At 62.8% G+C, this 24459-nt stretch carries 22 protein-coding genes, 1 tRNA gene and 2 pseudogenes; 12 read left to right on the top strand and 13 right to left on the bottom strand.

From position 1 onward, the window contains the following. The first annotated feature begins 308 nt into the window (after positions 1-308). Both ABRP30_RS24075 and ABRP30_RS24070 read left to right on the top strand, forming a co-directional pair. Positions 309-452 carry a hypothetical protein gene (locus ABRP30_RS24075; RefSeq protein ID WP_267818804.1) on the top strand — a complete coding sequence of 48 codons (144 nt, stop codon included), beginning with the start codon at positions 309-311 and terminating at the stop codon, positions 450-452. An 84-nt stretch (positions 453-536) separates the two neighbouring features. Continuing rightward, a complete protein-coding gene (locus ABRP30_RS24070) occupies positions 537-1697 on the top strand; it encodes an MFS transporter (protein ID WP_241806300.1) in 1161 nt (386 codons plus the stop codon). A 52-nt stretch (positions 1698-1749) separates the two neighbouring features. Here the strand turns inward: ABRP30_RS24070 and ABRP30_RS24065 are convergent, their stop codons facing one another. The 3 genes from ABRP30_RS24065 to ABRP30_RS24055 form a co-directional block, all read right to left on the bottom strand. Further along, the gene (locus ABRP30_RS24065) at positions 1750-4224 is read right to left on the bottom strand and encodes a TonB-dependent siderophore receptor (RefSeq protein ID WP_267818802.1); all 2475 of its coding nucleotides are present in this window, start codon (positions 4222-4224) and stop codon (positions 1750-1752) included. A gap of 94 nt (positions 4225-4318) precedes the next feature. Next, positions 4319-5275: a FecR domain-containing protein gene (locus ABRP30_RS24060; RefSeq protein ID WP_267818800.1), complete on the bottom strand. Its 957-nt coding sequence runs from the start codon at positions 5273-5275 to the stop codon at positions 4319-4321. Then, complete coding sequence (locus ABRP30_RS24055) at positions 5262-5777, bottom strand: sigma-70 family RNA polymerase sigma factor (protein WP_267824101.1); 516 nt, start codon at positions 5775-5777, stop codon at positions 5262-5264. The genes ABRP30_RS24060 and ABRP30_RS24055 overlap by 14 nt, the downstream gene beginning before the upstream one ends. Positions 5778-5946: 169 nt before the next feature. Here ABRP30_RS24055 and ABRP30_RS24050 point away from each other — a divergent pair, with 169 nt between their 5' ends. From ABRP30_RS24050 to ABRP30_RS24040, 3 genes are read left to right on the top strand one after another with little or no spacing between them, the layout of a single operon-like run. After that, positions 5947-6573 (top strand): DNA-3-methyladenine glycosylase, encoded by a 627-nt coding sequence (locus ABRP30_RS24050; RefSeq protein WP_267818798.1) that lies wholly within the window; start codon positions 5947-5949, stop codon positions 6571-6573. 29 nt (positions 6574-6602) lie between these two features. After that, on the top strand, positions 6603-7655 hold the full coding sequence (gene ada / locus ABRP30_RS24045) for a bifunctional DNA-binding transcriptional regulator/O6-methylguanine-DNA methyltransferase Ada (protein ID WP_267818796.1): 1053 nt from the start codon (positions 6603-6605) through the stop codon (positions 7653-7655). Positions 7656-7711: 56 nt separating this feature from the next. Further along, a complete protein-coding gene (locus ABRP30_RS24040) occupies positions 7712-10111 on the top strand; it encodes a DUF3772 domain-containing protein (protein WP_267818794.1) in 2400 nt (799 codons plus the stop codon). Between the two features lie 141 nt (positions 10112-10252). Here the strand turns inward: ABRP30_RS24040 and ABRP30_RS24035 are convergent, their stop codons facing one another. The 3 genes from ABRP30_RS24035 to ABRP30_RS24025 form a co-directional block, all read right to left on the bottom strand. Further along, on the bottom strand, positions 10253-11683 hold the full coding sequence (locus ABRP30_RS24035; RefSeq protein ID WP_267818792.1) for an aldehyde dehydrogenase family protein: 1431 nt from the start codon (positions 11681-11683) through the stop codon (positions 10253-10255). A gap of 13 nt (positions 11684-11696) precedes the next feature. Further along, positions 11697-13199 carry a cytosine permease gene (locus ABRP30_RS24030; RefSeq protein WP_267818790.1) on the bottom strand — a complete coding sequence of 501 codons (1503 nt, stop codon included), beginning with the start codon at positions 13197-13199 and terminating at the stop codon, positions 11697-11699. A 91-nt stretch (positions 13200-13290) separates the two neighbouring features. Next, positions 13291-13680, bottom strand: a complete 390-nt coding sequence (locus ABRP30_RS24025; protein WP_267818788.1) for a nuclear transport factor 2 family protein — start codon at positions 13678-13680, stop codon at positions 13291-13293. A 227-nt stretch (positions 13681-13907) separates the two neighbouring features. Between ABRP30_RS24025 and ABRP30_RS24020 the strand changes: the two genes are divergently transcribed. The 5 genes and pseudogenes from ABRP30_RS24020 to ABRP30_RS24000 form a co-directional block, all read left to right on the top strand. Next, positions 13908-14897 (top strand): Fic family protein, encoded by a 990-nt coding sequence (locus ABRP30_RS24020; RefSeq protein WP_267818786.1) that lies wholly within the window; start codon positions 13908-13910, stop codon positions 14895-14897. Positions 14898-15004: 107 nt separating this feature from the next. After that, positions 15005-15625: an isochorismate family cysteine hydrolase YcaC gene (gene ycaC / locus ABRP30_RS24015; RefSeq protein ID WP_046784574.1), complete on the top strand. Its 621-nt coding sequence runs from the start codon at positions 15005-15007 to the stop codon at positions 15623-15625. 51 nt (positions 15626-15676) lie between these two features. Beyond that, a complete protein-coding gene (gene ppk2 / locus ABRP30_RS24010; RefSeq protein ID WP_267818783.1) occupies positions 15677-16495 on the top strand; it encodes a polyphosphate kinase 2 in 819 nt (272 codons plus the stop codon). A 77-nt stretch (positions 16496-16572) separates the two neighbouring features. Beyond that, on the top strand, positions 16573-16719 hold the full coding sequence (locus ABRP30_RS24005) for a DUF2955 domain-containing protein (protein ID WP_267818781.1): 147 nt from the start codon (positions 16573-16575) through the stop codon (positions 16717-16719). Further along, positions 16701-17029, top strand: a pseudogene (locus ABRP30_RS24000) (hypothetical protein); the annotation flags it as partial. The gene ABRP30_RS24005 and the pseudogene ABRP30_RS24000, both read left to right, overlap by 19 nt. A 4-nt stretch (positions 17030-17033) precedes the next feature. On the opposite strand, the gene ABRP30_RS23995 reads toward ABRP30_RS24000, so the two are convergent. Continuing rightward, on the bottom strand, positions 17034-18755 hold the full coding sequence (locus tag ABRP30_RS23995; RefSeq protein WP_267818778.1) for a SulP family inorganic anion transporter: 1722 nt from the start codon (positions 18753-18755) through the stop codon (positions 17034-17036). A gap of 553 nt (positions 18756-19308) precedes the next feature. On the opposite strand from ABRP30_RS23995, the gene ABRP30_RS23990 reads away from it, so the two are divergent. Continuing rightward, entirely contained in the window at positions 19309-19578 is a 270-nt protein-coding gene (locus ABRP30_RS23990) for a hypothetical protein (RefSeq protein ID WP_267818776.1), read from the top strand. Between the two features lie 53 nt (positions 19579-19631). Next, positions 19632-19877 (top strand): annotated as a pseudogene (locus ABRP30_RS23985) (DUF1016 domain-containing protein); the annotation flags it as partial. A gap of 138 nt (positions 19878-20015) precedes the next feature. On the opposite strand, the gene ychF reads toward ABRP30_RS23985, so the two are convergent. The 6 genes from ychF to ispE form a co-directional block, all read right to left on the bottom strand. Continuing rightward, positions 20016-21116 carry a redox-regulated ATPase YchF gene (gene ychF, locus ABRP30_RS23980; protein WP_008099042.1) on the bottom strand — a complete coding sequence of 367 codons (1101 nt, stop codon included), beginning with the start codon at positions 21114-21116 and terminating at the stop codon, positions 20016-20018. A 22-nt stretch (positions 21117-21138) separates the two neighbouring features. Beyond that, positions 21139-21723: an aminoacyl-tRNA hydrolase gene (gene pth, locus ABRP30_RS23975; protein WP_176512175.1), complete on the bottom strand. Its 585-nt coding sequence runs from the start codon at positions 21721-21723 to the stop codon at positions 21139-21141. 76 nt (positions 21724-21799) lie between these two features. Then, positions 21800-22396 (bottom strand): 50S ribosomal protein L25/general stress protein Ctc, encoded by a 597-nt coding sequence (locus tag ABRP30_RS23970; RefSeq protein WP_267818769.1) that lies wholly within the window; start codon positions 22394-22396, stop codon positions 21800-21802. Positions 22397-22514: 118 nt separating this feature from the next. Beyond that, positions 22515-23456, bottom strand: coding sequence for a ribose-phosphate pyrophosphokinase (locus ABRP30_RS23965; protein WP_003247410.1), 942 nt, complete (start codon positions 23454-23456; stop codon positions 22515-22517). A gap of 48 nt (positions 23457-23504) precedes the next feature. Beyond that, positions 23505-23579: transfer RNA gene (locus ABRP30_RS23960), tRNA-Gln, on the bottom strand. Between the two features lie 19 nt (positions 23580-23598). Further along, positions 23599-24459, bottom strand: a complete 861-nt coding sequence (gene ispE, locus ABRP30_RS23955) for a 4-(cytidine 5'-diphospho)-2-C-methyl-D-erythritol kinase (protein ID WP_267818767.1) — start codon at positions 24457-24459, stop codon at positions 23599-23601.

The following is a 24459-nucleotide window of genomic DNA, read 5'->3' as shown; positions in this document are numbered from 1 at the left end:
GCAGGGGCTGCTTTGCAGCCCAATCGCCGGCAAGCCGGCTCCCACGAGGGATTCGCGCCAGCTGTTGGACGTTGAGCCAGACATTGGATGGGTGTCCAACTTCCTGGGGGCAGGCCGCCATCTTGTGGGAGTCGGCTTGCCGGCGATCACCGGTGAAGCCGGTGCCATGCGCCACCTTCACCGGCAAGACCGTCACTTGCACTGTCGGGGCAGTGCTGCTGCGCGCGGTGGGCGCGGCAATTGACGGCTCAACCTGGCTTGGCCTAGAGTGCCGCCTCTTGTCTCCAACCTGCGTAGTAGCCAAAGCAATGCGCCGTACCCAATCCCGTCCATACGCCCGCCAGCCTGCCCTCCAGGCCATGCGTCGCGCGTGGCCGAGCGATACGGTGCTCAAGCGTCGCCGCAGTGTGCTGTTTGCCTTTACCTTCTCGCCACACCTCGCCCTGAACTGACCTGCGCCCCTGCGTCACCCGCTTTCCCGGCGTGCGCCCGGGCGCCTGTATCTGCGCGTCTTTTCAGTTTGCTTGGAGTGGTACATGAACATGCGTTTGCTGGCGGGCCTTCTGTTCGCCGTGTCTGTGGTTGGCTTCAGCCTGGGAGCCAGCCTGCCGCTGGTGTCGTTGCGCCTGCATGAGGCCGGCGCCGGCACCTTGCAGATCGGTATCATCTCGGCCATACCCGCGGCGGGGATGATGCTGTCGGCGTTCATGGTCGACGCCTGTTGCCGGTACCTGACCCGGCGCACCATCTACCTGCTGTGCTTCAGCCTGTGCACCGTCAGCATCGCCTTGCTGGAGCTGGCCTTCGATTCGGTCTGGATGCTGGCCCTGCTGCGCCTGGGCCTGGGTATCGGTATGGGCATCGCAATCATCCTGGGTGAGTCGTGGGTCAACGAACTGTGCCCGGACCACAACCGCGGCAAGATCATGGCGCTTTACGCCACCAGCTTCACCGGCTTCCAGGTGCTCGGCCCGGCGATGCTCGCAGTGATCGGCGCCAACAGCCCGTGGATCACCGGTGTGGTGAGCCTGTGCTATGGCCTGGCGCTGGTGTGCATTGTGCTGACCGTGCCGAACGATCATGTGGAGCATGGTGACGAGGGTGAGAAAAGCTTCGGCCTGGCGGGCTTCTTCCGCGTCGCCCCGGCGTTGTGCGTGGCAGTGCTGTTCTTCTCGTTCTTCGATGCGGTCGTGCTGTCGTTGTTGCCGGTGTACGCCACCAGCCATGGGTTTGCCGTGGGGGTGGCGGCGCTGATGGTGACGGTGGTGTTCGCCGGTGACATGGTTTTCCAGTTGCCGCTGGGCTGGCTGGCCGACCGGGTTGAGCGTACCGGGCTGCACCTGGTGTGCGGGCTGGTGGCGATGGCAATCGGTATCGCCTTGCCGTGGCTGCTGCAGATGACCTGGCTGCTGTGGCCGCTGCTGGTGGTGCTTGGCGCCGTGGCAGGCGGTATCTACACCTTGGCGTTGGTGCTGATCGGGCAGCGTTTCAAGGGCCAGGACCTTGTCACCGCCAATGCCAGCGTAGGCTTGTTGTGGGGCGTTGGCAGCCTGGTCGGGCCGCTGGTCAGCGGCGCGGCGATGGATGTGGCGCCGCATGGGTTGCCGATGGCGCTGGCGATCATGGCAGGGCTGTTCGTGTGCGTTGCCCGGCAGTCGTACCGGCGGGCCGGTAAGCTGCGGGCAGTGGCGGACTGAAGCGTGTCGTTGCCAGTGCTTGCCCGGCCGCCGGGCAAGCCGGCAGCCTGCGTCAGAAGCTGCCGCGCAAGGTCACCGAGACATTGCGCGGATCACCCCAGTAATAGCCGGTCGGCGTCGGCGCGACCTGGCGGTAGTACTTCTTGTCGAAGATATTGTTGGCATTGAGCTGCAACGAGTAATGCTCGTTGAACCGGTAATTGACCATCGCGTTATACACCGCATACCCCGCCTGGGAGGCTTCGGCGCTGCCGCTGCGGTTATAGATGTCACTCTGCGCTTGCACGCCGCCGCCAACGGTCCACGCTTGCAGCTCACCCGGCAGGCGATAGCTGGTGAACAGGCGTAGCATGCGCTTGGGGTCGGTGGTGCGGATGGCGTTGCCGGTGTTGCTGATGGTGTCCTTGAGTTGCTTGGTGGTGTTGTAGGTGTAGCCACCGGTTACGTTCCAGCCTGGCAGCACTTCGCCGGAAATCTCCAGCTCGAAGCCTTGGCTGCGGTTCTTCCCTGCAGCGACCTTGCAATAGCCCGAGGTGTAGTTGGGCGGGCAGGGGTTGGGGCCGCTCAGGTCATCCAGGGCGTTGCCGACCTGGTAGATGCGGAAGAACGCCAGCGAGGTGTTCAGCCTTCCTTCGTAGAACTCGCCCTTGATGCCGGTCTCGTAAGCTTCGCCTGTGGTTGGCTCCAGCACCGAGCCGCTGACGTCGGTGGCGGTCTGCGGGTTGAAGATTTCGGTGTAGCTGGCGTAGGTACTGAAGTTGTCGTTGAGGTCATAGATCAGCGCTGCGTACGGCACGATCTTGTTGTCGACGCTGAACTTGCCGTTCGCCTTGACGTTGTTTTCCTGCTCGTAGTCATACCAGTTGGCCCGCGCCCCGATGATTGCCGTGAGCGGGTCGGCCAGGGAAATGCGCCAGGTGGCGTAGGCCGCTTCCTGGGTGGTGCGCGTGCGCACCGGATGGGCGGTGATGTCGATGTCCGGTTCGGCCAGGCTGGTCTTTGGGTCCCATTCGCGGATGTCGAACACCCCAGAAGAGACGAAATTGGTGGCAGAGGCGTAGGAATCGTTGCGGATGCGTTCGACACCCAGCATCAGGTCATGGGTGCGACCCAGCAGCTCGAACGGCCCGTTGAGGGTGGCGCTCAGGTTGTTCTGCAGGCTCTCGCCGCCGTCGCCCTCGGTAACCTGATAGTTCATCAGATAGGGGTTGTTGCCCGGGTTGGCCGCGCCGCTGGCCCGGGTGAAGTAGGTCTGCTTGAACCCGTGGTCATCCAGCTCGAAGTGCGTGCGCTGGGCCATCAGCTTGAGCGACCAATCGTTATCGAAACGGTGTTCGAGCTCGGCAAAGGTCTGCAGGTTGCTGCGGTCCCAGCGGTTCCAGTCGGCACCCAGGTAAGTGCTGCGGCCAAGCGGCAGGGGCGAGCCATCGTAGTTGGCGGGCAGGTTGCCCCAGGCGCCGGTGGCATCGAGCTTGGTCCACTCAAGGCCTGTGGTCAGGGTGGTGCTGTCATTCAGATCGAAGGCCAGCACACCGTAGAACACTTCTTTGCGCTCTTGGCGCGAGTCCTGGAAATGGTCCTTGTCATCGTGCACGGCGATCACCCGGCCGCGCACGTTGCCGGTGTCTGTCAGCGGGCCGGAGAGATCGGCGACATACCGCTGGGCATCCCAGGAACCGAGGGTGACGCTGCCTTCGCCCTGGAATGCGTGCGTCGGGCGCTTGCGCACCAGGTTGACGGTGCCGGACGGGTTACCCGCGCCGCGGATCATGCCGGTGGCCCCGCGCAAGATCTCGGCGCGGTCGATGATGGCCGAATCGCTCTGGATGAATGAGCCTCCGCCGCTGCCCTGCACCACGGTGGCGCCATCGTACTGGATGGCATCGATCGCATAGCCACGCGAGTAGTACTGCACACGTTCGCTGTCGGTGAGGTTCACCACCACACCCGGCGTCTGCTCCAGCAGGTTGCTCAGGTTGGTGATGTTCTGGTCATCTATGCGCTGACGGGTGACCACGGTCACCGACTGCGGGGTGTGGCGAATGCTCTGTGCCGTCTTGCCGATGGTGACCGCACCGGTCGTGTACGAGCCACTGTGCTCGGTGGTTTCGCCCAAGCGATCGCTGGAAATGCTGGTCGCACCCAGTTGCAGTGCGCTGCCCGCGTCCAGTGCCGGTATCAGCAGAAAACTGTTGTCGCCTTCCTGCTGCACTTGCATACCGCTACCCATCAGCACCAGGGTCAATGCCTGAGCCGCCTCATGGCGGCCCTGCACGCCCTGGGTGGTCTTGCCCAGCAGGCTGTTCGCATCGAACGACAGGCTCAGGCCGCCTTGGCGCGCCAACTGGTCCAGTGCCGGGGCCAGAGGGCCTGCGGGGATGCTCCAGTCGATTTGCCGGTGCTCGCTGGCGGGTGCAGCGGTGGCCTGTACAGGCAGTGCCAAGGCGCTGCCCAGACCAATGCCGAACACGGCGGCGCGCACGGCATGGCGCAGCCTGTCGTTGCGGGGGGAACACGGGTGGATCATGGACCGCTCCTGAAGGTTTCGTAGACCACTTTTCGGGTTTTGTTCCTTCAGGCCGAACGAGAATGAGATTCCACCTCATTCTTTTTCAAAAAGTTCAGGCAGCCCCTACGCTGACCCAATAGCGTGTGCGGTAATCGACCCGTACCGGCAGGCTGCGGGTCAGCAGTTGCAGAATCTGCCCTGTATCGTTCAGTTGGTAAGTGCCGGATACCTTGAGCCCTGCCACCTCGCCAGCGCAGCGCAGCAGCCCTGGGCGATAGCGGGCCAGTTCGGCGCAGAACTCGCCCAGTGGCATCTGTTGCACGCTCAGCACACCGTCGGTCCAGCCCCACGGGTCGCCATGCAACGAGGCAAGTGCATGGGCCCCGCGCGGCGACACCTGCAGCACCTCGCCTGCCCGAACCACCCGTGGTGTAGCGGAGGCGGGGAACAAGGTGACTTCGCCGCGGCGCACAGCCAGCAGCAGCCCCTGGTCGTTCTCGCGCAGCAGCAGTTGGCCGTCCCGGGTGGCCATGGCCCCAACCCGGGTGGTGATGCGGAACGGGCGGTTGTCGCCAGGGTTGCAGGCCAGGCTGACTTCACCGCGCAGCAGCGCCAGTTCGCGCAGCTCGGCGCCGTATCGCAGGTCGATAGCGCTGGCGGTGTTGAGCTGGATCTGGCTGCCATCGCTGCCTTGTAAGCGGCGACGTTCGCCAGTGCCGGTGCGGCTGTCGGCCACCAGGGCGGGCAGGCCTAGCGGCTCGCGCGCGGCCCAACCGACACTGCCGCCGATCGCTATCACCGCCAGCAACTTGAGGTGGTCACGGCGATTGATGCGCTGACGTTGGCGGCCATCCAGGGTGCGTCGGCTAAGGTCGCTGGGCAGCCCCGCCAGCTCGTCGCTAAGGGAGCTCACCCGCTGCCAGGCCTTGGCATTGTGTGGGTGGTGGGCCAACCATTGCTGGAACTGCCGTTCGGTAGCCGGGCTGGGGGTGTCGAAGCGCAGCTTCACCAGCCACTCGATGGCCTGGTCGACCTGAGCCTGGGCGGGCGCGTGATCACAGTTCGGCATAGCGCAATCGGTAGCAGACGCCCAGGGCCTTGGCCAGGTCGCGCTCGACGGTGGCGCGCGAAACGCCCAGGCGCAGGGCTATCTGCGCGATACTCAAGCCATCGAGCTGGGCCAGCAGAAAGGCCTGACGGGCGCGTGGCCTGAGCTGGTGCAGGGCGCGGTCAAGGCGCTCGAGGGCATCCAGGATCACCAGGCGATGCTCTTCACTGGGTACTTCGCCTTCAGGTACCTGGGCCAGGCTTTCCTGGTAGGCGCGCTCCAGGGCGCGACGGCGGAACTGGTCGATCATCAGGCCGCGAGCGATGCTGCTCAGGTATGCCCGCGGCTCTTTGATCGGCGAAACCTGGCGCGCACGCAGCAGGCGCACGAAGGTGTCCTGCGCAAGGTCTGCAGCGTGTTCCTGGCAGCCGACCCGGCTGCGCAGCCAGCCACGTAGCCAAGCGTGATGGGACTGGTAGAGCAGGGCGACTTCGGCGGGTTTGAGCGTGTCGTTGAGCTGCATCGTAGCGGCTGACCCCATGAAGCGCACGTGACTGTGAATAGTTCTCAATTCTATGCGTGGATGATGGCACGGGGCAATGGTTGCCAGGAATTAGCTGCGCAAGATTCGGCGTTTCCACGATGCGTGGCTGGGCTAAGCTGGTCCTGCCTTGAACCCACTGGAGTTACGGATGATCCTGGCCGACCTCTCGCCTGAAGCCTACCGCGAAGCCACCGAGTACCTGGCCGCGTTGGACCCTGACTGGGCGCGGCACATTGCTGCGACCGGGCCCTGCCTGCACCGGGCGACGCCGGGGCGCGAGCCTTATGAGGCGTTGGTCCGGGCGATTGCGTACCAGCAACTGCATGCACGAGCGGCCGAGGCGATACTCGGACGATTGCTGGCGTTGTTTCCTGGCGATGGGTTCCCCGGGCCGAGGCAGTTGCTTGAGGTGGCGCCGGAAACGCTGCGTGCCTGTGGGTTTTCCGCCAGCAAGCTGGCGACGATTCAGGGGATTGCCCTGGCCGCGCTGGATGGCGCGGTGCCGTGCCGGGAAGAGGCATTGGGCATGAGCGACGAGGCGTTGATCGAGCGCCTGGTTGCGTTGAGGGGCGTGGGCCGCTGGACCGTCGAGATGCTGCTGATCTACAGCCTGGAGCGTTCCGATGTATTACCGGTGGACGATTTCGCCGTGCGCGAGGGGTATCGTCGCCTCAAGGGGCTGGGCAAGGCGCCGACACCGGCGCAGATGCGTTCGCTGGGCGCCGGTTGGCGCCCCTACCGGACTGTGGCAGCCTGGTATCTGTGGCGGGCCTGAGACGATCAGCTTAGTTGAGGCATACCCCAATGACGCCCTACACCACTGACGAACAACGCTGGCAAGCCGTATACACCCGCGATGCGGCGGCGGCAGGCCATTTCGTCTACGCCGTGCGCACCACCGGCATTTACTGCCAACCTGGCTGCAAAGCGCGCATGGCCAAGCGCGAGAACGTCGAATTCTTCACCGATGCCGCCACCGCGCAGGCCGCAGGCTATCGGCCCTGCCGGCGTTGCCAGGGCAAGCCGTCGAGCGTTCGCCACGGCGAACTAGTAGCACGCGCCTGCCGCCTGCTCGAAACCTCGGACAACCCACCCGGCCTGGCCCAGCTCGGTACCCAACTGGGTGTCAGCCCGTACCACCTGCACCGCCTGTTCAAGGCCGAAACCGGCCTCACGCCGAAGGCCTATGCCACAGCCTTCCGCGCCCGGCGCCTGCGCGAGGGGCTGGGCGAGGGGAAAACATCGGTGACCGATGCCATCTTTGCTGCAGGGTACAACTCCAACAGCCGTTTCTACGAAAGCGCCGATCAGCGCTTGGGCATGCGCCCGCGCCAGTACCGTGCCGGTGGTGCGGGCACGGCCATTCATTTTGCCGTGGGGCAGTGTTCACTGGGGGCGATCCTTGTGGCGCAGAGTGAAAAAGGCATTTGCGCGATCCTGTTGGGGGACGCGCCTGAGGCGCTACTGGAGCAATTGCAGGACCAATTCCCCAATGCGCACCTGGTCGGCGGCGATGCCGAGTACGAACGCCTGGTGGCGCAGGTGGTGGGCTTCGTCGAGGCGCCTGCCCTGGGCCTGGACTTGCCTCTGGATGTGCAGGGCACCGCGTTTCAGGAGCGGGTCTGGCAAGCTCTGTGTGAAGTGCCAGTGGGCGGCCGGGTAAGCTATACCGAGATCGCCGAGCGCATTGGCGCGCCCAAAGCCGTGCGCGCAGTGGCCATGGCGTGCGCGGCCAACCGTATCGCCGTGGCGATTCCTTGCCACCGGGTGGTGCGCCGGGACGGCGACATCAGCGGCTACCGCTGGGGGGTGGAGCGTAAGCGGCAACTGTTGGAGCGAGAAACGGCACTCTCCTGAACGCCGCAAGCCGCGTAGAATCCACCGCCAAATAGCCTTGTGATGAGGAACGTTCGATGAGGCGTGTCTGCCTTGCCCGATTTTACCTGGGTGTAATGGCCCTAATGCTGGCGCTTGCGTCGCCGGCCTGGTCGGCCTCCGTGCCGGTTGCCAACCTGGTTGCCGGCGAGCTGCCGGTGCTTGATGAAAACGCAAGCATCGAGCAGTTGAGCGACAGGCTCGACCAGATTCGTCAGGGCGTTACCAGCAACGCCAACGACGACCTGCTCTCGCAACTGCGCATGGCTACCGTGCAGGTCCAACGCCAGGCTGATGCGCTGAGTAGCTTGCGCGCTGCCGACGTGCAGAGCCTCGACGACAAGCTCAAGGTCATCGGCCCGGTGCAGAAGGACGAAGCCGCCACCCTGGCCTTGCAGCGCAAGGAGCTGGAGGCGCAGAAGAAGTCCGTGCTCGCTGAGCAGGATCAGGCCACCAAGCTGACCCAGTCGGCGCGCGACCTGTCCACGCAAATCGTCAACCTGCGCCGTAGCCAGTTCAACTCGCAAGTTACCAGCCGCGCAGCCAGCCCACTGAGCCCTGCCTTCTGGCAGTCGCTGATCCGTCCTACCGAGGACGATGTGATGCGCCTGCGTGACCTGCGCGGCGAGGCGGTCGATGCCGTCGCCAGTGCCTTCAGCGCTGAACACCGTGTGCTCTTCATCACCAGCCTGGTGGCTGCGACCCTGGTCTGGACACTGGTCCGCCTGGTCCTTGAGCGCTTGCTCGCGGCCGCCATGGTCCGCTGGCTGCCCGAAGGCCGGCTACGTCGAAGCGCACTGGCGTTGAGCGTGAGCCTGGCCACCCTGGGCACCATCGCCGGTGCCGTGTCGCTGCTGCGCTGGGGCCTTGAAAGCAGTGCCAGGTTGGGCTCGGACATGGCCAACCTGACCAACCACTTCCTCCTGCTCGTGGTGTTCAGTGCCTTCATCACCGGCCTTGGCCGGGCCATGTTGATGCTGCAACGGCCGTCCTGGCGCCTGCCGCCGATCCCCGACGAAGTGGCCACTGCTCTGGGTTGGTTCCCCAAGTTGCTGGCCCTGGCGCTGATGGTGATGCTGACCTTCGAGCGCATCAACAGTGTGATCGGCACCAGCCTGGCGCTGACTGTGGCCACCAACGGCCTGACCGCGCTGGTGGTGGCCGCCATCTTCTCGGCAGCCCTGGTACGTTACCGCCGTACCTTGCGTAAACATGGGCTGGCGCGCCCGACCGGCCTGGCAGGGCTGATTCCGTTCGTGATCGTGGTGTGGGTCGGGCTGATCCTGCTCACATTGCTGGCCGGCTACCTCACCCTGGCCTACTTCCTCACTGCCAAGCTGCTGTGGATCAGTGTGGTCGCCACCTGCGCCTACCTGTTGACCACCTTCCTGGCTGACCTGTGCGAAACCCTGCTGTCGCCGCGCCAACCCGGCGGCCTGGCACTGGCGTCGTCGCTGGGCCTGGCACCACGCCACCAGGCGCAGGCCAGCACCATCCTGACCGGTGTCAGCCGCACGGTCCTGCTGTTCCTGGCCGTGATGCTGGCGTTTATGCCGTCTGGCACCAGCCCTGGCGAGCTGCTGCTGAGCCTGGGCGATTGGGACGGCACCGGTGGCAAATTGCTCGGCAACCTGAACATCGTGCCCCAGGACATCCTGCTGGCCGTGGCGTTGCTGTTGGGCGGCATGCTCGGTATCCGTGTGCTCAAGCGCTGGCTGAGCGAGCGCCTGCTGCCGGAAACCGACATGGACGCCGGCATGCGTGCCTCGCTGGTAACGCTGGTCGGTTATTTGGGCTTCCTGTTCCTGGCCATGCTGGTGATGTCGACGCTGCGCATCAACCTCACCAGCCTGACCTGGGTGGTCAGTGCGCTGTCGGTGGGTATCGGTTTCGGCTTGCAGCAGATCGTGCAGAACTTCATCTCCGGTCTGATCCTGCTCACCGAACGTCCGGTGAAGGTGGGCGATTGGGTGAGCCTGGCCGGCGTCGAGGGTGACATACGCCGTATCAACGTGCGCGCCACCGAGATCCAGATGTCTGACCGCTCCACGGTGATCGTGCCCAACTCGCAGTTCATCTCGCAGAACGTGCGCAACGTGACCATGGGCAATGCCTTGGGCGTGGTGGGCATCACCCTGACCTTGCCGCTGGAGACTGATGCCAACCAGGTTCGCGACCTGCTGCTGACTGCTTTTCACGAGCATGAAGCGATCCTGGACGCGCCGGCTGCGTCGGTAACCTTCAAGGACCTGACGGCCAGCGGCATGGTGATCAGTGTCAGTGGCTATGTGGCGGGGCCGCGGCAGGTGTCGGGGGCGCGCAGCGACCTGCTGTTCACCATCCTGGGGCGTTTGCGTGATGAGGGCATCGCCCTGTCTTCACCGCAGAGCATGGTGCTGGTGCAGGAGGGCGCGCGTCAGGGCGACGAGCCGGCGTGAGGGCGTTGCGCGCAAGCCGGCCTGCGGTGGTGCTGTGTCAGGGCTGAGCGTGGGAGCGACTGTCTTGCTGGCGATACCGGTGCAGCGGTGAATGGCACCGGCTTGACCGACGATTGGGCCGCCTGGCGGCCCACAGGGCAATCAGCCCAGGCAACGCGTCACATGCTTGACCGACAGGTAGCCCGACAACCCCCAAGGCCCGAGCTCGCGCCCGATGCCGCTACCCTTGGTGCCGCCCCAAGACGTTTCGACGAACACCGCTTGTACCGAGTTGATCCACACATGCCCGACTTCCAGCGCATCGGCCACCCGCTCGGCGCGCTCCAGGTCCGCTGAGCAAACGGTGGCGACAAGGCCGAAACGGCTGTCGTTGGCCTCGGCAATTGCCTGTGCTTCGGTGGTGAAACGGCGCGCGCACAGCACCGGCCCAAAGATCTCTTCAGTCCACAGACGGCTCCCCACCGGTACGTCGGTATACAGCGTCGGGCTGACAAACCAGCCGTCGCGGTCCAGCGCTTTGCCACCGGCCAGGCACTGCAGCCCCTCTTCACGGGCTGTGGCGAAGTAGCTGGCAACCTTCAGCCATTGCGCCTGGCTGGTCAGCGGGCCCATGTCCACTTCTTCGGTCAGTGGGTTACCGACGCGCAGCGTTTCCAGTGCCTGTTGCAGGCGTGGCAGCAGCGCATCGGCAATGCCCTCGTGCACCAGCAAGCGAGAGGTAGCCGAGCACATTTGCCCTGCGTTCCAGGTAATACCGGCGACAATCCACTCTACCGCCTGGTCCACATCGCAATCATCGAAGACCACGATTGCCGATTTGCCGCCCAGCTCCAGGGTCACCGGCCGGCACTGTGCCGATGCGCTGCGCATCACCTGGCTGCCGACACTGTTGCTGCCGGTGAACGACAGCTTGTCCACACCGCTATGGTTGCTCAGTGCGGCGCCGGTCTCGGCTTTGCCGTTGACAATGTTCAGCACGCCCGCAGGCAGGCCCAGGGTATCGGCGATCTGGCCGTAGGCCTGCTCGATCAGTGGGGTGATCTCCGAGGGTTTGAGCACCACGGTGCAGCCTGCAGCCAAGGCCGGTGCGAGCTTCCACGCGCTGGTCACCAACGGGAAGTTCCACGGCACGATCAGGCCGACCACACCCACCGGCTCCAGCCGGGTGCGGGCGGTGAACCCCGGTGCGGCCAACGCCACTTCGCGGTTCCTTTGCGGCAGTTGCTCGGCCAGGTCGGCGTAATACGCGAAGGTGGCTATGGCATCGTCCAGGTCGATTTCGGCCTCGTGGCGAGGCTTGCCGTTGTTGCGCATTTGCAGGCTGATCAATGCTTCACGGCGTTGCCCGAGCTGCTCGGCAAAACCGCGCAGGTAGGCCGCACGCTCGCTGGCGCTTACCTGCTTCCATGTGGACAGGGCTTCGCGCGCCGCCGCCACGGCCTGGTCGACCTGGGCAACGCTGGCGGCCATCAGTTCGGCGAAAGGTTGGCCCAGTGCAGGGTCATTGACACTGATGCAGTCGCTGCCCAGGCCTTCGACCCAGCGGCCGGCAATGTAGTGGGAAGTGGTCATGATCGTTATCCAGTCAGGCTATTTCGGCCGGGTTCAGCACCGGCGTGTGTGAGGTGCTTTTGCAGCGTACCCAGCGCGGGCCGTTGGGGCCATACACGCCGGCAGGTTCAGGGAAGAGGTTGAGCAGCAGCAGGTAAAGCACACCGGCCATGCTCAGGGTGACCGGCAGGCTCACGTCGATGCCGCCAGCCAGGTCGCCCAGCGGGCCGACGAACTGCCCAGGCAGGTTGACGAAGCTCAGGCCGACCACCGCGCTGGGGATCCACGCCCCCATGCCGCGCCAGTTCCAGCCATGCAGGAACCAGTAGTGGCCGCCGCGTTGGCCGCGGGTGAACACTTGCAGGTCGTCGGCGTGGTAGAAGCCGCGGCGGGTGATCAAGCCGAGAATCATGATGACCATCCACGGGCTGGTGCAGGTAATGATCAGCACGGCGAAGGTCGAAACGCTCTGTACCAGGTTGAAGGTGAAGCGGCCAATGAAGATAAAGGCAATGGCCATTACCCCGATCAGCACGGTGGCGCCCGCGCGGCTGAGCAGGCGGGGGAACACGCTCGACATGTCCAGCCCGGTGCCGTAAAGGGCAGTCGTGCCGGTAGACATGCCACCGATCACCGCGATCAGGCACACCGGCAGGAAGAACCAGCTAGGCGAAATCGCCAGCAGGCCACCCACATAGTTGTTGGCGGCGATATAGTCCGCGGCCTGGGTGGCCACCAGGGTCGCGGTGCACAGGCCGAACAGGAACGGAATCAGCGTGGCAGCCTGGGCGGCGATCACCGCGAGCATGATGCGCGCCTTGGGCGTTTGCCGCGGGATATAGCGCGACCAGTCGCCCAGGAAGGCGCCGAACGAGACCGGGTTGCTCATGGCCAGGATCGCCGCGCCGACGAAGGCTGCCCAGAACCCGGCCTGGCCAAGGCTGACGCTCCCGGCGTAGCCCGCATCGAACGGGCCGGCGAAGGCGAAGATGCCCAGCAGGAACAACAGGCTCGAGGCCCACACGGCAATCTTGTTGACCCACAGCATGAAGCGGAAGCCGAAGATGCACACCACCAGCACCAGTGTGGCGAACAGGCCGTAGGCCAGGCCCAGGGTCAGGTCGGTTTCCGGCAGCCCTGCCAGGCGCTTGGCGCCGCCGACCAGGGCATCGCCGGAACTCCATACCGACAGCGAGAAGAACGCCACGGCGGTGAGCAGCGACAGGAACGAGCCGACGATGCGCCCGTGCACGCCGAAGTGTGCGCCCGACGACACCGCGTTGTTGGTGCCGTTGAGCGCACCGAACAAGCCCATGGGTGCAAGGATCAGCGCACCCACGCCGACGCCGAGCAGGATCGCCCAGACCCCAGCCTGGAACGACAGCCCGAACAGCACCGGGAAGCTGCCCAGCACGGCAGTGGCAAAGGTGTTGGCACCGCCGAAGATCAGGCGGAACAGGTCCAGCGGGGAGGCGTCGCGTTGATCGTCAGGGATCTGTTCGACGCCATTGGTCTCGATACCGGTCGAGTGGCTCATGGTGATGCTCCAGCGCGGTTGTTGTAGGCCGGCGCGGGGCGCGGCCCTCTTGTGGGTGCGATGGCAGGGCGGCAGGGCCGCGTAAGGTGAATCAGGTTGCGGTGACGACCGACAGGTGCTCATGGCAGGCCAGCCAGCGTTCGCCGTGGCGGCGGAACACAATGGTTTCGCGCTCGGCCAGCTGGTGTTCTTCGCCAGCGATGCGGATGCGTGTGGCCACATCGTGCATGAAAACCGCCACCTCACCCTGCAGGCTTACCTGGGCATTGCTCGAAACGCAGCTGAGCACGGCAAAGCCATCGGCCTGCCATTGGGCCCAGAGGTCCTCGTAGGCACCGCGCGACAGCAGCGGTTGCGCCAAGGTGTGGAAAAGGAAGGTGGCATCTTCGCTGAAGCAGGCGAAGTAGCGGGCGGTGTCGTTGCTGGCGAAGGCGGCGACGAGGTCGGCGGCGGCCTGCCGTACCTGGAGTGTCTGGTCCACGGGAGTGGCCTCACGGTTTTTGTGATTGTGGTGAAGCGATTCTGGTGGGGAGGGGCGGGGGGAAAAATCGCTGGGGGGAAATAATTAGTTTAGAAATTCGTGAACCAATAGCCCCGCTTGCTTTACCCATGCCATAGCAGTGGATAAGGTGAAGGCAATTGCATGTGGCCTTTGGGTGGCAATGCAGCCCCTCTTCAGGTCTTTTGAATTCAAAGGAAATACAGGCGATGAGCAATTATCAGCCGCCGCTGACAGTAACGCCGCGAATATTGGCACTGGTCGCCGAGATCAGTGAGTGCGTGGGGCAACTGACGGCTTATCGGGAGGATACCTTCACACCACAACTGCGCCGAGGTAACCGTATACGGACCATCCAGGCTTCGCTTGCCATTGAAAACAATACCCTTACCGTCGAGCAGGTGACCGCGCTATTGGATGGAAAGCGAGTAATGGGTTTGCCACGCGAGATCCAGGAAGTCCGCAACGCCTTCTCTGCTTACGATGCGATGCCGACCTGGCAGCCGGATCGTCAATCCGATTTGCTGACTGCGCACGGTTTACTGATGCAGGGTCTGATTGATGATGCAGGTCACTTCCGCGAGAGTGGCGTGGGTATCTACCGTGAGGCAAAGCTGCTGCACATGGCGCCACCCGCCAGCCGGGTTGCAACGCTGGTACAGGACCTTCTGCATTGGCTGGCCCGCAGTGAGTGGCATCCTCTGATTGTAAGCTGCGTGTTTCATTACGAATTTGAATTCATCCATCCGTTCGCTGACGGTAACGGGCGGATGGGGAGGTTATGGCAGACACTCCTGCTAAGTCGCTGGCGCCCTGTTATGGCATTCATGCCGGTGGAAACTGTTATCCGTGAGCAACAGGACGCCTATTACGCAGCGCTTGCAGCTTCAGATCAGGCAGCTGAGGCAACACCGTTCGCTGAGTTCATGCTGAGTGCTCTGCTGCAGGCACTTGTTGAAGCCAGGGCTACCGATCAAGTAACCGATCAAGTAACCGATCAAGTAGCCAGCCTTTTGAGTATTCTTCCGCCGGGTTCAGCGTTGAAAAGCAATGAGTTGATGCAGCGTCTGGGACTTTCTCACCGCCCCACGTTCAGCAAAAGCTATCTGAAACCTGCTTTGGCTGCAGGGCTGATCGAAATGACAGAGCCAGATTCACCGCGCAGTCCGACCCAGCAGTACCGACGAGTGCGTAACTGACATGCTGTGGACGTGATCATCCAGGCCTTCGCCGACTGACGGCGTATCCCAACCTCAATCCTTGCCTACGCTGAAACTCCCAACCTGCGTTCGCAAGGAGATCTGTCATGGCCTTCCAATACAAACGTCTGGACAAGAACAACGCCGCAGTGCTGCTGGTCGATCACCAGACTGGCTTGCTGTCGCTGGTCCGCGATATCGACCCCGACCGTTTCAAGAACAACGTGTTGGCACTGGCCGACCTAGCCGAGTATTTCAAGCTGCCCACCATCCTCACCACCAGCTTCGAAACCGGTCCCAACGGGCCGCTGGTGCCAGAACTCAAGGAGCAGTTCCCCGACGCGCCTTACATCGCCCGGCCGGGCAACATCAATGCCTGGGACAACGAAGATTTCGTCAAAGCGGTGAAGGCCACGGGCAAGAAGCAGCTGCTTATCGCCGGCGTGGTCACCGAAGTCTGTGTGGCCTTCCCGGCGTTGTCGGCGCTGGAAGAGGGTTTCGAGGTGTTCGTGGTTACCGATGCCTCCGGCACCTTCAATGAGCTGACCCGTGATTCGGCCTGGCGGCGGATGGAGGCAGCCGGGGCGCAACTGATGACCTGGTTCGGGGTGGCCTGCGAGCTGCATCGCGACTGGCGCAATGATGTCGAAGGGCTGGGCACGTTGTTCTCCAACCACATTCCCGACTACCGCAACCTGATGACCAGCTACAGCAAGTTGGCCAAGTAAAACCCCGGGGATCGACCATACTGACTTTCATTCGCCCCAAAGGAGCGTGTCATGGCCAAGCCGTCCAGGAAAAAAGACTTGCAGGCGCCCGCTGAGAAGCTGAGCGGCAAGGCCTATGACAAACAGCTCAAAACCCTGCATGTGGAATTGGTGAAACTGCAGGAATGGGTCGTGGCCAAGGGCCTGAAGGTGTGCATCTTGTTCGAGGGCCGGGACGGTGCCGGCAAGGGCGGTACCATCAAGGCCATCACCGAGCGGGTAAGCCCGCGTGTGTTCCGGGTGGTGGCGCTACCGGCGCCGACTGAACGGGAAAAGTCCCAGATGTACTCCCAGCGTTACCTCAACCATCTGCCCGCAGCGGGGGAGGTGGTGATTTTCGATCGCAGCTGGTACAACCGCGCCGGTGTTGAACGGGTAATGGGCTTCTGCACCGAGGAGCAGGCCAGCAAGTTCCTGTCGGTGGTCCCCTTGCTGGAGAAGCTGATGGTCGAGTCGGGGATCATCCTCATCAAGTATTGGCTCGAAGTCAGCGCCCAGGAGCAGACCCGCCGCCTGCAAGATCGCATCAATGACGGTCGCAAGTTATGGAAACTCTCGCCCATGGACCTTAAGTCCTACACCCACTGGGACGAATACACCCACGCCCGCGATGAAATGTTCGCTGCCTCCGACTCGTCGTGGGCGCCGTGGTTTCTGGCCCACTCCGACGACAAACGCCGTGCTCGCCTGAACATCATCAGCCATCTGCTCTCGCGCATTCCCTACAAGGACGTCACCGGCGACAAGGTGGTGAAGCTGCCCAAACGCGGCAAGATCGGTAAGTACAAAGCCATAGCCTATCCCTTCAAAGTGGTCCAAGAGCGTTTCTGATTCCCTTACTGCGCAAGGTCGCAAGGGTACGAACCTATGCCACATGACGGCAGCCTACTGCAGGCCACGGTGGTCCTATGCCTATTGAGCTGCGCCGCCTGCGCGCGCTGCGCCTGGCGCTAGGCGTGGCGCTCTGCCTGGTGGAGGGTTTCGGCCGTGGCTTGCCGGTGCCCATATTGGCGCCGGTGTTCGCGGTGCTGTTGCGTTCATGCCGCTTGTCATGAAGGCGGTGAGCCTTGGGCAGCAGGCTGGCGAAACCCGGGCTCGGCATGCCAGCCGCGAACTCATCGGCTCGCCGGTGCTGGCAAGGGGCGCAGGCTCTATCAGGTGGCAAGCACGCGGCACAGCCCTGCGTACTGGGTAAGCTGCCTGACCACCCTGCTCATCCTGCTGGGGCAGTCAGTGCAGGACAGTGCCGCTGGCCAGGACGTCTATCGGGCGTTTGCGGTCCGCATGGCGTTGTTTCTGGCCGTGTCGCTGTATGCGAGTGCCTTGCTGATAGGGCTCGACCGGCGTCGGCTCAAGGCCGTTTAGCGGCTCATGGCTTCCAGTCCACCCCGGTGTCTTGCAGATAGGCATCCACCGCCGCGCCGACAGTGGGGTGAAACGCCGTCTCGCCCATGTGCTGGAACAATTCGAACCGTTTCATCTTGTCTTTCACCGGGTCCTTCATCTCGGCGAACTGCAACTCGACCCCCCGGGCCTCCAGGGCCCGGTCGAGCTCGGCCAGCATGTCGGCGGACGTGATATCGATACTGGTCACCGGCTCCGCCGCAATCACCAGGCGCTGCACCGGGGTAGGCGACTCCTCCACAGCTGCCAGCACCTTGGCCTGAAACTGCTCGGCATTGGCGAAGAACAGCGGCGCATCCCAGCGCAGCAGCACCAGCCCCGGTACCCGGCGAGCCTGTGGATAACGCTGCACGTCATGGTAGCCACGGGTGCCGTCGACGCGGCCGAGCACCGCATGGTGCGGCCGCCAGCCATCCCACAGAAACTCGATCACCGAAATCGCCACGGCGATGCAGATACCGGGGATGGCGCCGAACACCGCAACCCCCACGAAGCAGGTGAACGACAGCCAGAACTCCCATTGCTGCATGCGAAAGATGCGCTTGAGGTCGGCGAACTCGAAAAGCCCCAATGCCGCCGCGATCACCACTGCGGCCAACGCACTGATGGGCAGGTGCTGCATGAGGTTGGGGGCGACCAACAGCAGGATGGTCACCGCCACTGCGCCGATGATGCCGGTAAGCTGGGTTTTCGAGCCGGCCGCCTCAGCCACCGGCGTACGCGACGAACTGCTGCTGATCGGGATGCCTTGGAACAGCCCGGATGCCAGGTTGGCTACCCCCAGGCCAAACATTTCCTGGTTCGGGTTGACCGTCGTTTTCAGGCGCGCCGCGTAGGTACGTGACAGCACACTGGTATCGGCGAACGACACCAACGCCACGGCGATGCCGCCCAGCAGCACCTCGATCAGGTCGATGTCGGTTACCCAGGGGAAGGCGAAGCTGGGCAAGCCCTGGGGAAGCTCACCCAGTACTTTGACGCCCATCTGGTCGAGGCCGAACAGGCTTACCGCCAGGGTGGCGAGCACCACGGCGATCAGGATGCCCGGTAAGCGCTTGTAGGGCTTGAGCAGCAGAATCAGCGCCAGGCTGCCGGCACCGATGGCAAAGCTGGGCCAGTGCCCCTGGCCGGCGATCAGGGCCTGTGCCAGCTGCCACAGATCGCGCAGGGGCCCCTGGCTGTCGATCGAGAGGCCGAACAGCTTGGGCAACTGGCTGATCAGCACGGTCAGCGCGATACCGTTCATGTAGCCATAGCGGATAGGCTTGGACAGCAACTCGGTGATGAAGCCCAGGCGCAGCAACCCGGCGATCATGCAGAAGGCGCCGGCCACCAGGGCCATCAGGCTGGCGATGGCGATGGCGCGCTGGGGGTCGCTGGCGGCGTACTGCACCACCACCGCCAGGATCGGCGCGGCCAGCGCCGAATCAGGGCCGAGCACCAGGATTCGGCTGGGGCCGAACAAAGCGTAGGCCAGCAACGGCACGATGGTCGCGTACAAGCCGTAGATGCCGGGTACACCGGAGGCTTCGGCGTAGGCGATGCCCACGGGCACCAGCATGGTGGTCAGTACCAGCCCGGCAGCGATGTCCTTGGGCAGCCAGGCGAGCTGGTAGTGCACCAGGGTGGCCAGCCCGGGGAGCCAGCGTTGCCAGTCGAAGCCGGGGCGTGGAGGTGTTTCATGCATGGTGGGGCTCCTGGGCGGAGGACGCATGAAGTGCTTGTGGTGGGCTGGGGCAAACAGGCGGCACTGCGCCAGCCCCGAGGCGTGGGCCAGGTACTCACTTGAAACCAGATGCTTCAATTCACGATAGCTTGGTAATTGTCCTGCGCGGGCTACAGCAACCCATTACTGTCAACGTTGGCCGGGTTTCTTACCACCATTCGTTTTTTTGGGCACTACTGCCGAGCAAGCCTTCAGGCGTAGGATCTTTCCTAACCTGAAACCAAATGCTTCAGTTCAAGTTAGCTTGGGAATTATCCTACGCGCGCAGCTGCCGTTTCTCTGTTGTCGATGATGAGCATCAGGGCTAATTTCCCCAGGTCGTCATGGTTTGACGATCGGGTGTGAGAGCCCGGTGATACATCGTGCCAGTGTTATGGCAGCCGTTCGTGGGCAGGCGTTTGCCTGGCCGGAATTCCGATGTTCGCCGGTCTCTCACCCCGCGTTCGGCTGCCACCCTGCTTCTGTGAGAGGAAGTTGAGTGGGGGGCTTCGTGTACTGAACTCGGAGAAGCATCATGAAAAAGCTTGTACCTGATCCGCCCACCGCAAAACCCAGCTCCCGCTCGTTCTACACCATCAACAACGACATGCCCTCAGCCGAGGCATTGCTCTATGTCATTCAGTTACTGCGCGGTATTGAAGACACCCTCGACGAATACATCTGCGGCAATGTCGGCGAGCCGGGTATCGGCATGCTGGTCAATTCCGTGCACAACGTGCAGATGGGTCGGGCGTTGACCGAATTGGTGCTGACTCGGGAGGCTGGAGATATTACTTGGCACTGACCGTTTACCCTCAGGTCTCTTAGCGACTGGCCGCGCAGAGGCCTCCTCAATCGCTTCTCAGGGTCGACAGCGACATCGCTCGACAGTGGTACATGAATGAAGCTGCCCTCCAGAATTGGAGCAGCCGTGCGCTGAATCGGCAAATCGGTACGCTGTTTTACGAGCGTCTGTTGGCGAGTCAAGATCGCGCGGCTGTGAGGTAGGAAGCTGTGACCTATGTGCATACGGGGTGCCAGAGTCCGCGTGATTTTGTGCGTGATCCGATTCTGTTGGAGTTTCTTGGTCTCCCCAAGTCCGGGGCTTTTCACTGGCCTGAAACGGCGGCGCCCCGTTCGCGGGTAAACCCGCTCCTACAGGTTTAGCACCAGCCTGAAGCGCGGCGCAGTACCTGTGGGAGCGGGTTCACCCGCGAACGGGGCGCCGCGGATTTACTGCCGTTATACGTTGAAGCGGAAGTGCATCACATCGCCGTCTTTGACGATGTAGTCCTTGCCTTCCAGGCGCCATTTACCGGCTTCCTTGGCTCCGCCTTCACCCTTGAACTGGATGAAGTCGTCATAGGCCACCACTTCAGCGCGGATGAAGCCTTTTTCGAAGTCGGTGTGGATCACGCCCGCTGCCTGCGGTGCAGTGGCACCGACACGCACGGTCCAGGCACGTACTTCCTGCACGCCGGCAGTGAAGTAGGTTTGCAGGTTCAGCAGTTCGTAACCGGCGCGGATCACGCGGTTCAGGCCAGGTTCTTCCAGGCCCAGGGCCTCGAGGAACATGTCCTTCTCTTCACCGTCGTCCAGTTCGGCGATCTCTGCTTCGATCTTGTTGCACACCGGCACCACGACCGCGCCTTCTTCTTCGGCGATGGCCTTGACCACGTCCAGGTGCGGGTTGTTGTCGAAGCCATCTTCAGCCACGTTGGCGATGTACATCACCGGCTTGCTGGTCAGCAGGTGGAAGCCACGGATGACGGCTTTCTCGTCGTCGGCCATGTTCTTCATCAGGCTGCGTGCCGGCTTGCCTTCGGTGAAGTGCGGGATCAGCTTTTCCAGGATTGCCTTTTGCGCCAGGGCTTCCTTGTCGCCACCCTTGGCATTGCGGGTGACCTTCTGCAGTTGCTTCTCGCAGCTGTCCAGGTCGGCGAAGATCAGCTCGAGGTCAATGATCTCGATGTCGCGCTTGGGGTCGACGCTGTTGGAAACGTGGATCACGTTTTCGTCTTCGAAGCAGCGCACCACGTGGGCGATGGCGTCGGTCTCGCGGATGTTGGCGAGGAACTTGTTGCCCAGGCCTTCACCTTTCGAGGCACCGGCCACCAGGCCGGCGATGTCGACGAACTCCATGGTGGTCGGCAGGATGCGATTAGGCTTGACGATTTCCGCCAGCGCAGCCAGGCGCGCATCTGGCATCGGCACGATACCGCTGTTCGGCTCGATGGTGCAGAAGGGGAAGTTCTCCGCCGCGATGCCAGACTTGGTCAGGGCGTTGAACAGGGTGGACTTGCCGACGTTGGGCAGGCCGACGATGCCGCAATTGAAACCCATGGGTATTCCCCTCTCTAGGAAATCAGGCCTTCTGGCTGTGCAGCTCGCGCATTGCCTTGGCGAAATCGCCGGCAAGCACGTCAGGCAACACGCCGAGGGCAAAATCGATGCTGGCGTCGAGCTTCTCCTGCTCGGCGCGCGGCGCGCGGCCCAGGACGAAGTTGGAGACCAGTTTGGCGTCACCCGGGTGGCCGATGCCAAGCCGCAGGCGGTGGAAGTCGTTCTGGTTGCCGAGCTGCGCGATGATGTCGCGCAGGCCGTTATGCCCGCCATGGCCGCCGCCGCGCTTGAGCTTGGCGACGCCCGGAGGCAGGTCGAGTTCGTCATGCGCCACCAGGATCGCTTCCGGCTTGATGCGGAAGAAATTGGCCAATGCCGCCACGGACTGGCCGCTACGGTTCATGTAGGTGGTGGGGATGAGCAGACGAACGTCGTTGCCCTGATGGCTGAATTTAGCCGTCAGGCCGAAATACTTGCGGTCAGCGGTCAAACAGACGCGCTGGGCGCTGGCAATGCGTTCAACGAAAAGAGCCCCTGCGTTATGCCGGGTCTGTTCGTATTCGGGGCCGGGGTTACCCAGGCCGACGATCAACTGGATGGCGGTCACGTAGGGGCTCTTCCTTGGAGTTGGTGGGTTACGGTGCGCGGCACTGTAACCCGATCAACACCGGCGCGCGAGTGGATTACTCAGCGGCGCCTTCTTCAGCTTCTGGAGCAACGCGTGGCGCGTGAACGTTGGCAACAGCTTTGTCATCACCGTGGGCCAGAGCAACGAACTCTACGCCTTTCGGAGCTTTCAGGTCCGACAGGTGGATGATGGTGCCGATTTCAGCATTGCCCAGGTCGACTTCGATGAACTCAGGCAGGTCTTTGGCTTCGCAGGAAACTTCGATCTGCGATTCAACGTGCGAGATCTCGCCGCCTTTCTTGACCGGTGCTTCTTCGTTGATGAAGTGCACTGGAACAACAGCGGTCAGCTTCTGGCCAGCAACGACGCGAACGAAGTCGGCGTGCATGATGAAGCCTTTGGCCGGGTGGCGCTGCATGGCCTTGACTACGACGTTCTGCTTGGCGCCGTCGACGTTCAGCTCGATAACGTGGCTGAAGGCAGCTTCGTTTTCGAACAGCTTGGCGATTTCCTTGGCCACGATGGTCAGGGATTGAGCTTCTTTATCGCCACCGTATACAACGGCTGGGATGTTGGCGGTGTGACGCAGGCGGCGGCTCGCACCTTTCCCCAGGTCACTACGCACTTGGGCGTTCAGAGTGAAATCAGTCATTTTGTTTCTCCAAAATAGCCCCCCGAGGGCGTTTGCGACCAGCGCCAACGGGGATGGCAAAAAAGCCCCGCCCCAACACATGTTGGGGCGGGGCGCTTCATATCAGTACCTGTTCCGCTTAGCGGAACATCGCACTGATCGATTCTTCATTGCTGATACGGCGGACCGCTTCAGCGACAACCGGTGCGATATCCAGCTGGCGGATACGGTCACAGGCTTGAGCAGCGGCGGACAGCGGAACGGTGTTGGTCACCACCAGCTCGTCCAGTACCGACTTCTCGATGTTCTCGATCGCACGGCCCGAGAGGACAGGGTGCGTGCAATAGGCATAAACCTTGGCCGCGCCGTGTTCTTTCAGTGCCTTGGCCGCATGGCACAGGGTGCCGGCGGTATCGACCATGTCGTCTACCAGGATGCAAGTGCGCCCTTCGACGTCGCCGATGATGTGCATGACTTCGGAGTGGTTGGCCTTTTCACGGCGTTTGTCGATGATACCCAGGTCGACACCCAGGGACTTGGCGACGGCACGTGCGCGCACGACACCACCGATGTCCGGGGAGACGATCATCAGGTTCTCGAAACGCTGGTCTTCGATATCGTCGACCAGTACGGGCGAGCCGTAGATGTTGTCGACCGGGATATCGAAGAAACCCTGGATCTGGTCAGCGTGCAGGTCGACGGTGAGAACACGGTCGATACCCACGACAGTGAGCATGTCAGCGACGACTTTGGCGCTGATGGCTACACGTGCCGAACGCGGACGGCGGTCCTGGCGGGCGTATCCGAAGTAAGGAATCACGGCGGTGATTCGGGATGCTGAGGAGCGGCGGAAGGCGTCGGCCATCACTACCAGTTCCATCAGGTTATCGTTGGTCGGGGCACAGGTCGGCTGAATAATGAAGACGTCTTTACCGCGGACATTTTCATTGATCTCAGTGCTGATCTCACCGTCGGAGAATTTACCGACAGAGACGTCACCGAGAGGGATATGCAGCTGACGTACGACACGCCGAGCCAGATCGGGGTTAGCGTTCCCCGTAAAGACCATCATCTTGGACACGCGCAGTACCTGGAGGCTGAGGGTATACCTGGATGAGTATAAGGAAAATGGCAGGGGCGGCTGGATTCGAACCAACGCATGGCAGGATCAAAACCTGCTGCCTTACCGCTTGGCGACGCCCCTGTATCTGTTGCTGCGAGCGCTATGCACTCGACTTCTTGACCAGACTTTGCAGCTTGCGATGCAACATCGAAACATTGCTTCCTTTCGCCACAAACCCTGTTTGGGTCGCTGAAAGAAGGGCCAGAACTTTATCAGCTTCGGCTTTGCTTGGGAAGGCCCCAAACACGCAACTTCCAGTGCCGGTTAATCGAGCTTCAGTAAATTTACCCAGTGAATTCAACGCGTTGCGAACTTCCGGGTAACTTTGCTCTACCACCGGTTGGCAGTCATTTCGACTGTTTCCCTCGGGAACGGGGCGCATCTTAAGGGGGAGGGAATCACGTGTCAACTGTGGATGCGAAAAAATTTCTACTGTGCTGACAGACACTTGCGGCACCAGCACGACGTACCAGGGTTCTGCCGGGTCGACCGGGGTCAGTTGCTCACCCACACCTTGGGCGAATGCAGCATGGCCACGGACGAACACCGGGACGTCGGCGCCTAGTGTCAGGCCCAGGGCCGCCAGGCGATCTTCGTCCCAATCCAGTTGCCACAGGTGCGCCAGCGCCAGCAATGTGGTCGCGGCATCCGAGCTTCCGCCGCCGATACCGCCGCCCATGGGCAGCACCTTGGTCAGCCAGATATCGGCGCCAAGCCCGGTGCCGGACTGTTCCTGCAGCTTGCGCGCGGCGCGCACGATCAGGTTGCTGTCGTGGGGCACCGCTTCGATTTCGGTGTGCAGGCGGATCGCGCCGTCTTCACGCAGGGCGAAGGTCAGTTCGTCGCCGTGCTCGAGAAACTGGAAGACGGTTTCCAGTTCGTGGTAACCGTCCGGACGGCGGCCGATGATGTGCAGCCACAGGTTGAGCTTGGCCGGGGCGGGCAGGGTGAGCCTGTGCAT

This window comes from Pseudomonas sp. WHRI 8519, assembly GCF_040224055.2.
Lineage (GTDB): Bacteria > Pseudomonadota > Gammaproteobacteria > Pseudomonadales > Pseudomonadaceae > Aquipseudomonas > Aquipseudomonas putida_X.
Note: the sequence above shows the minus strand (reverse complement) of the source record. Positions and strands in the feature narration are given on the sequence as shown.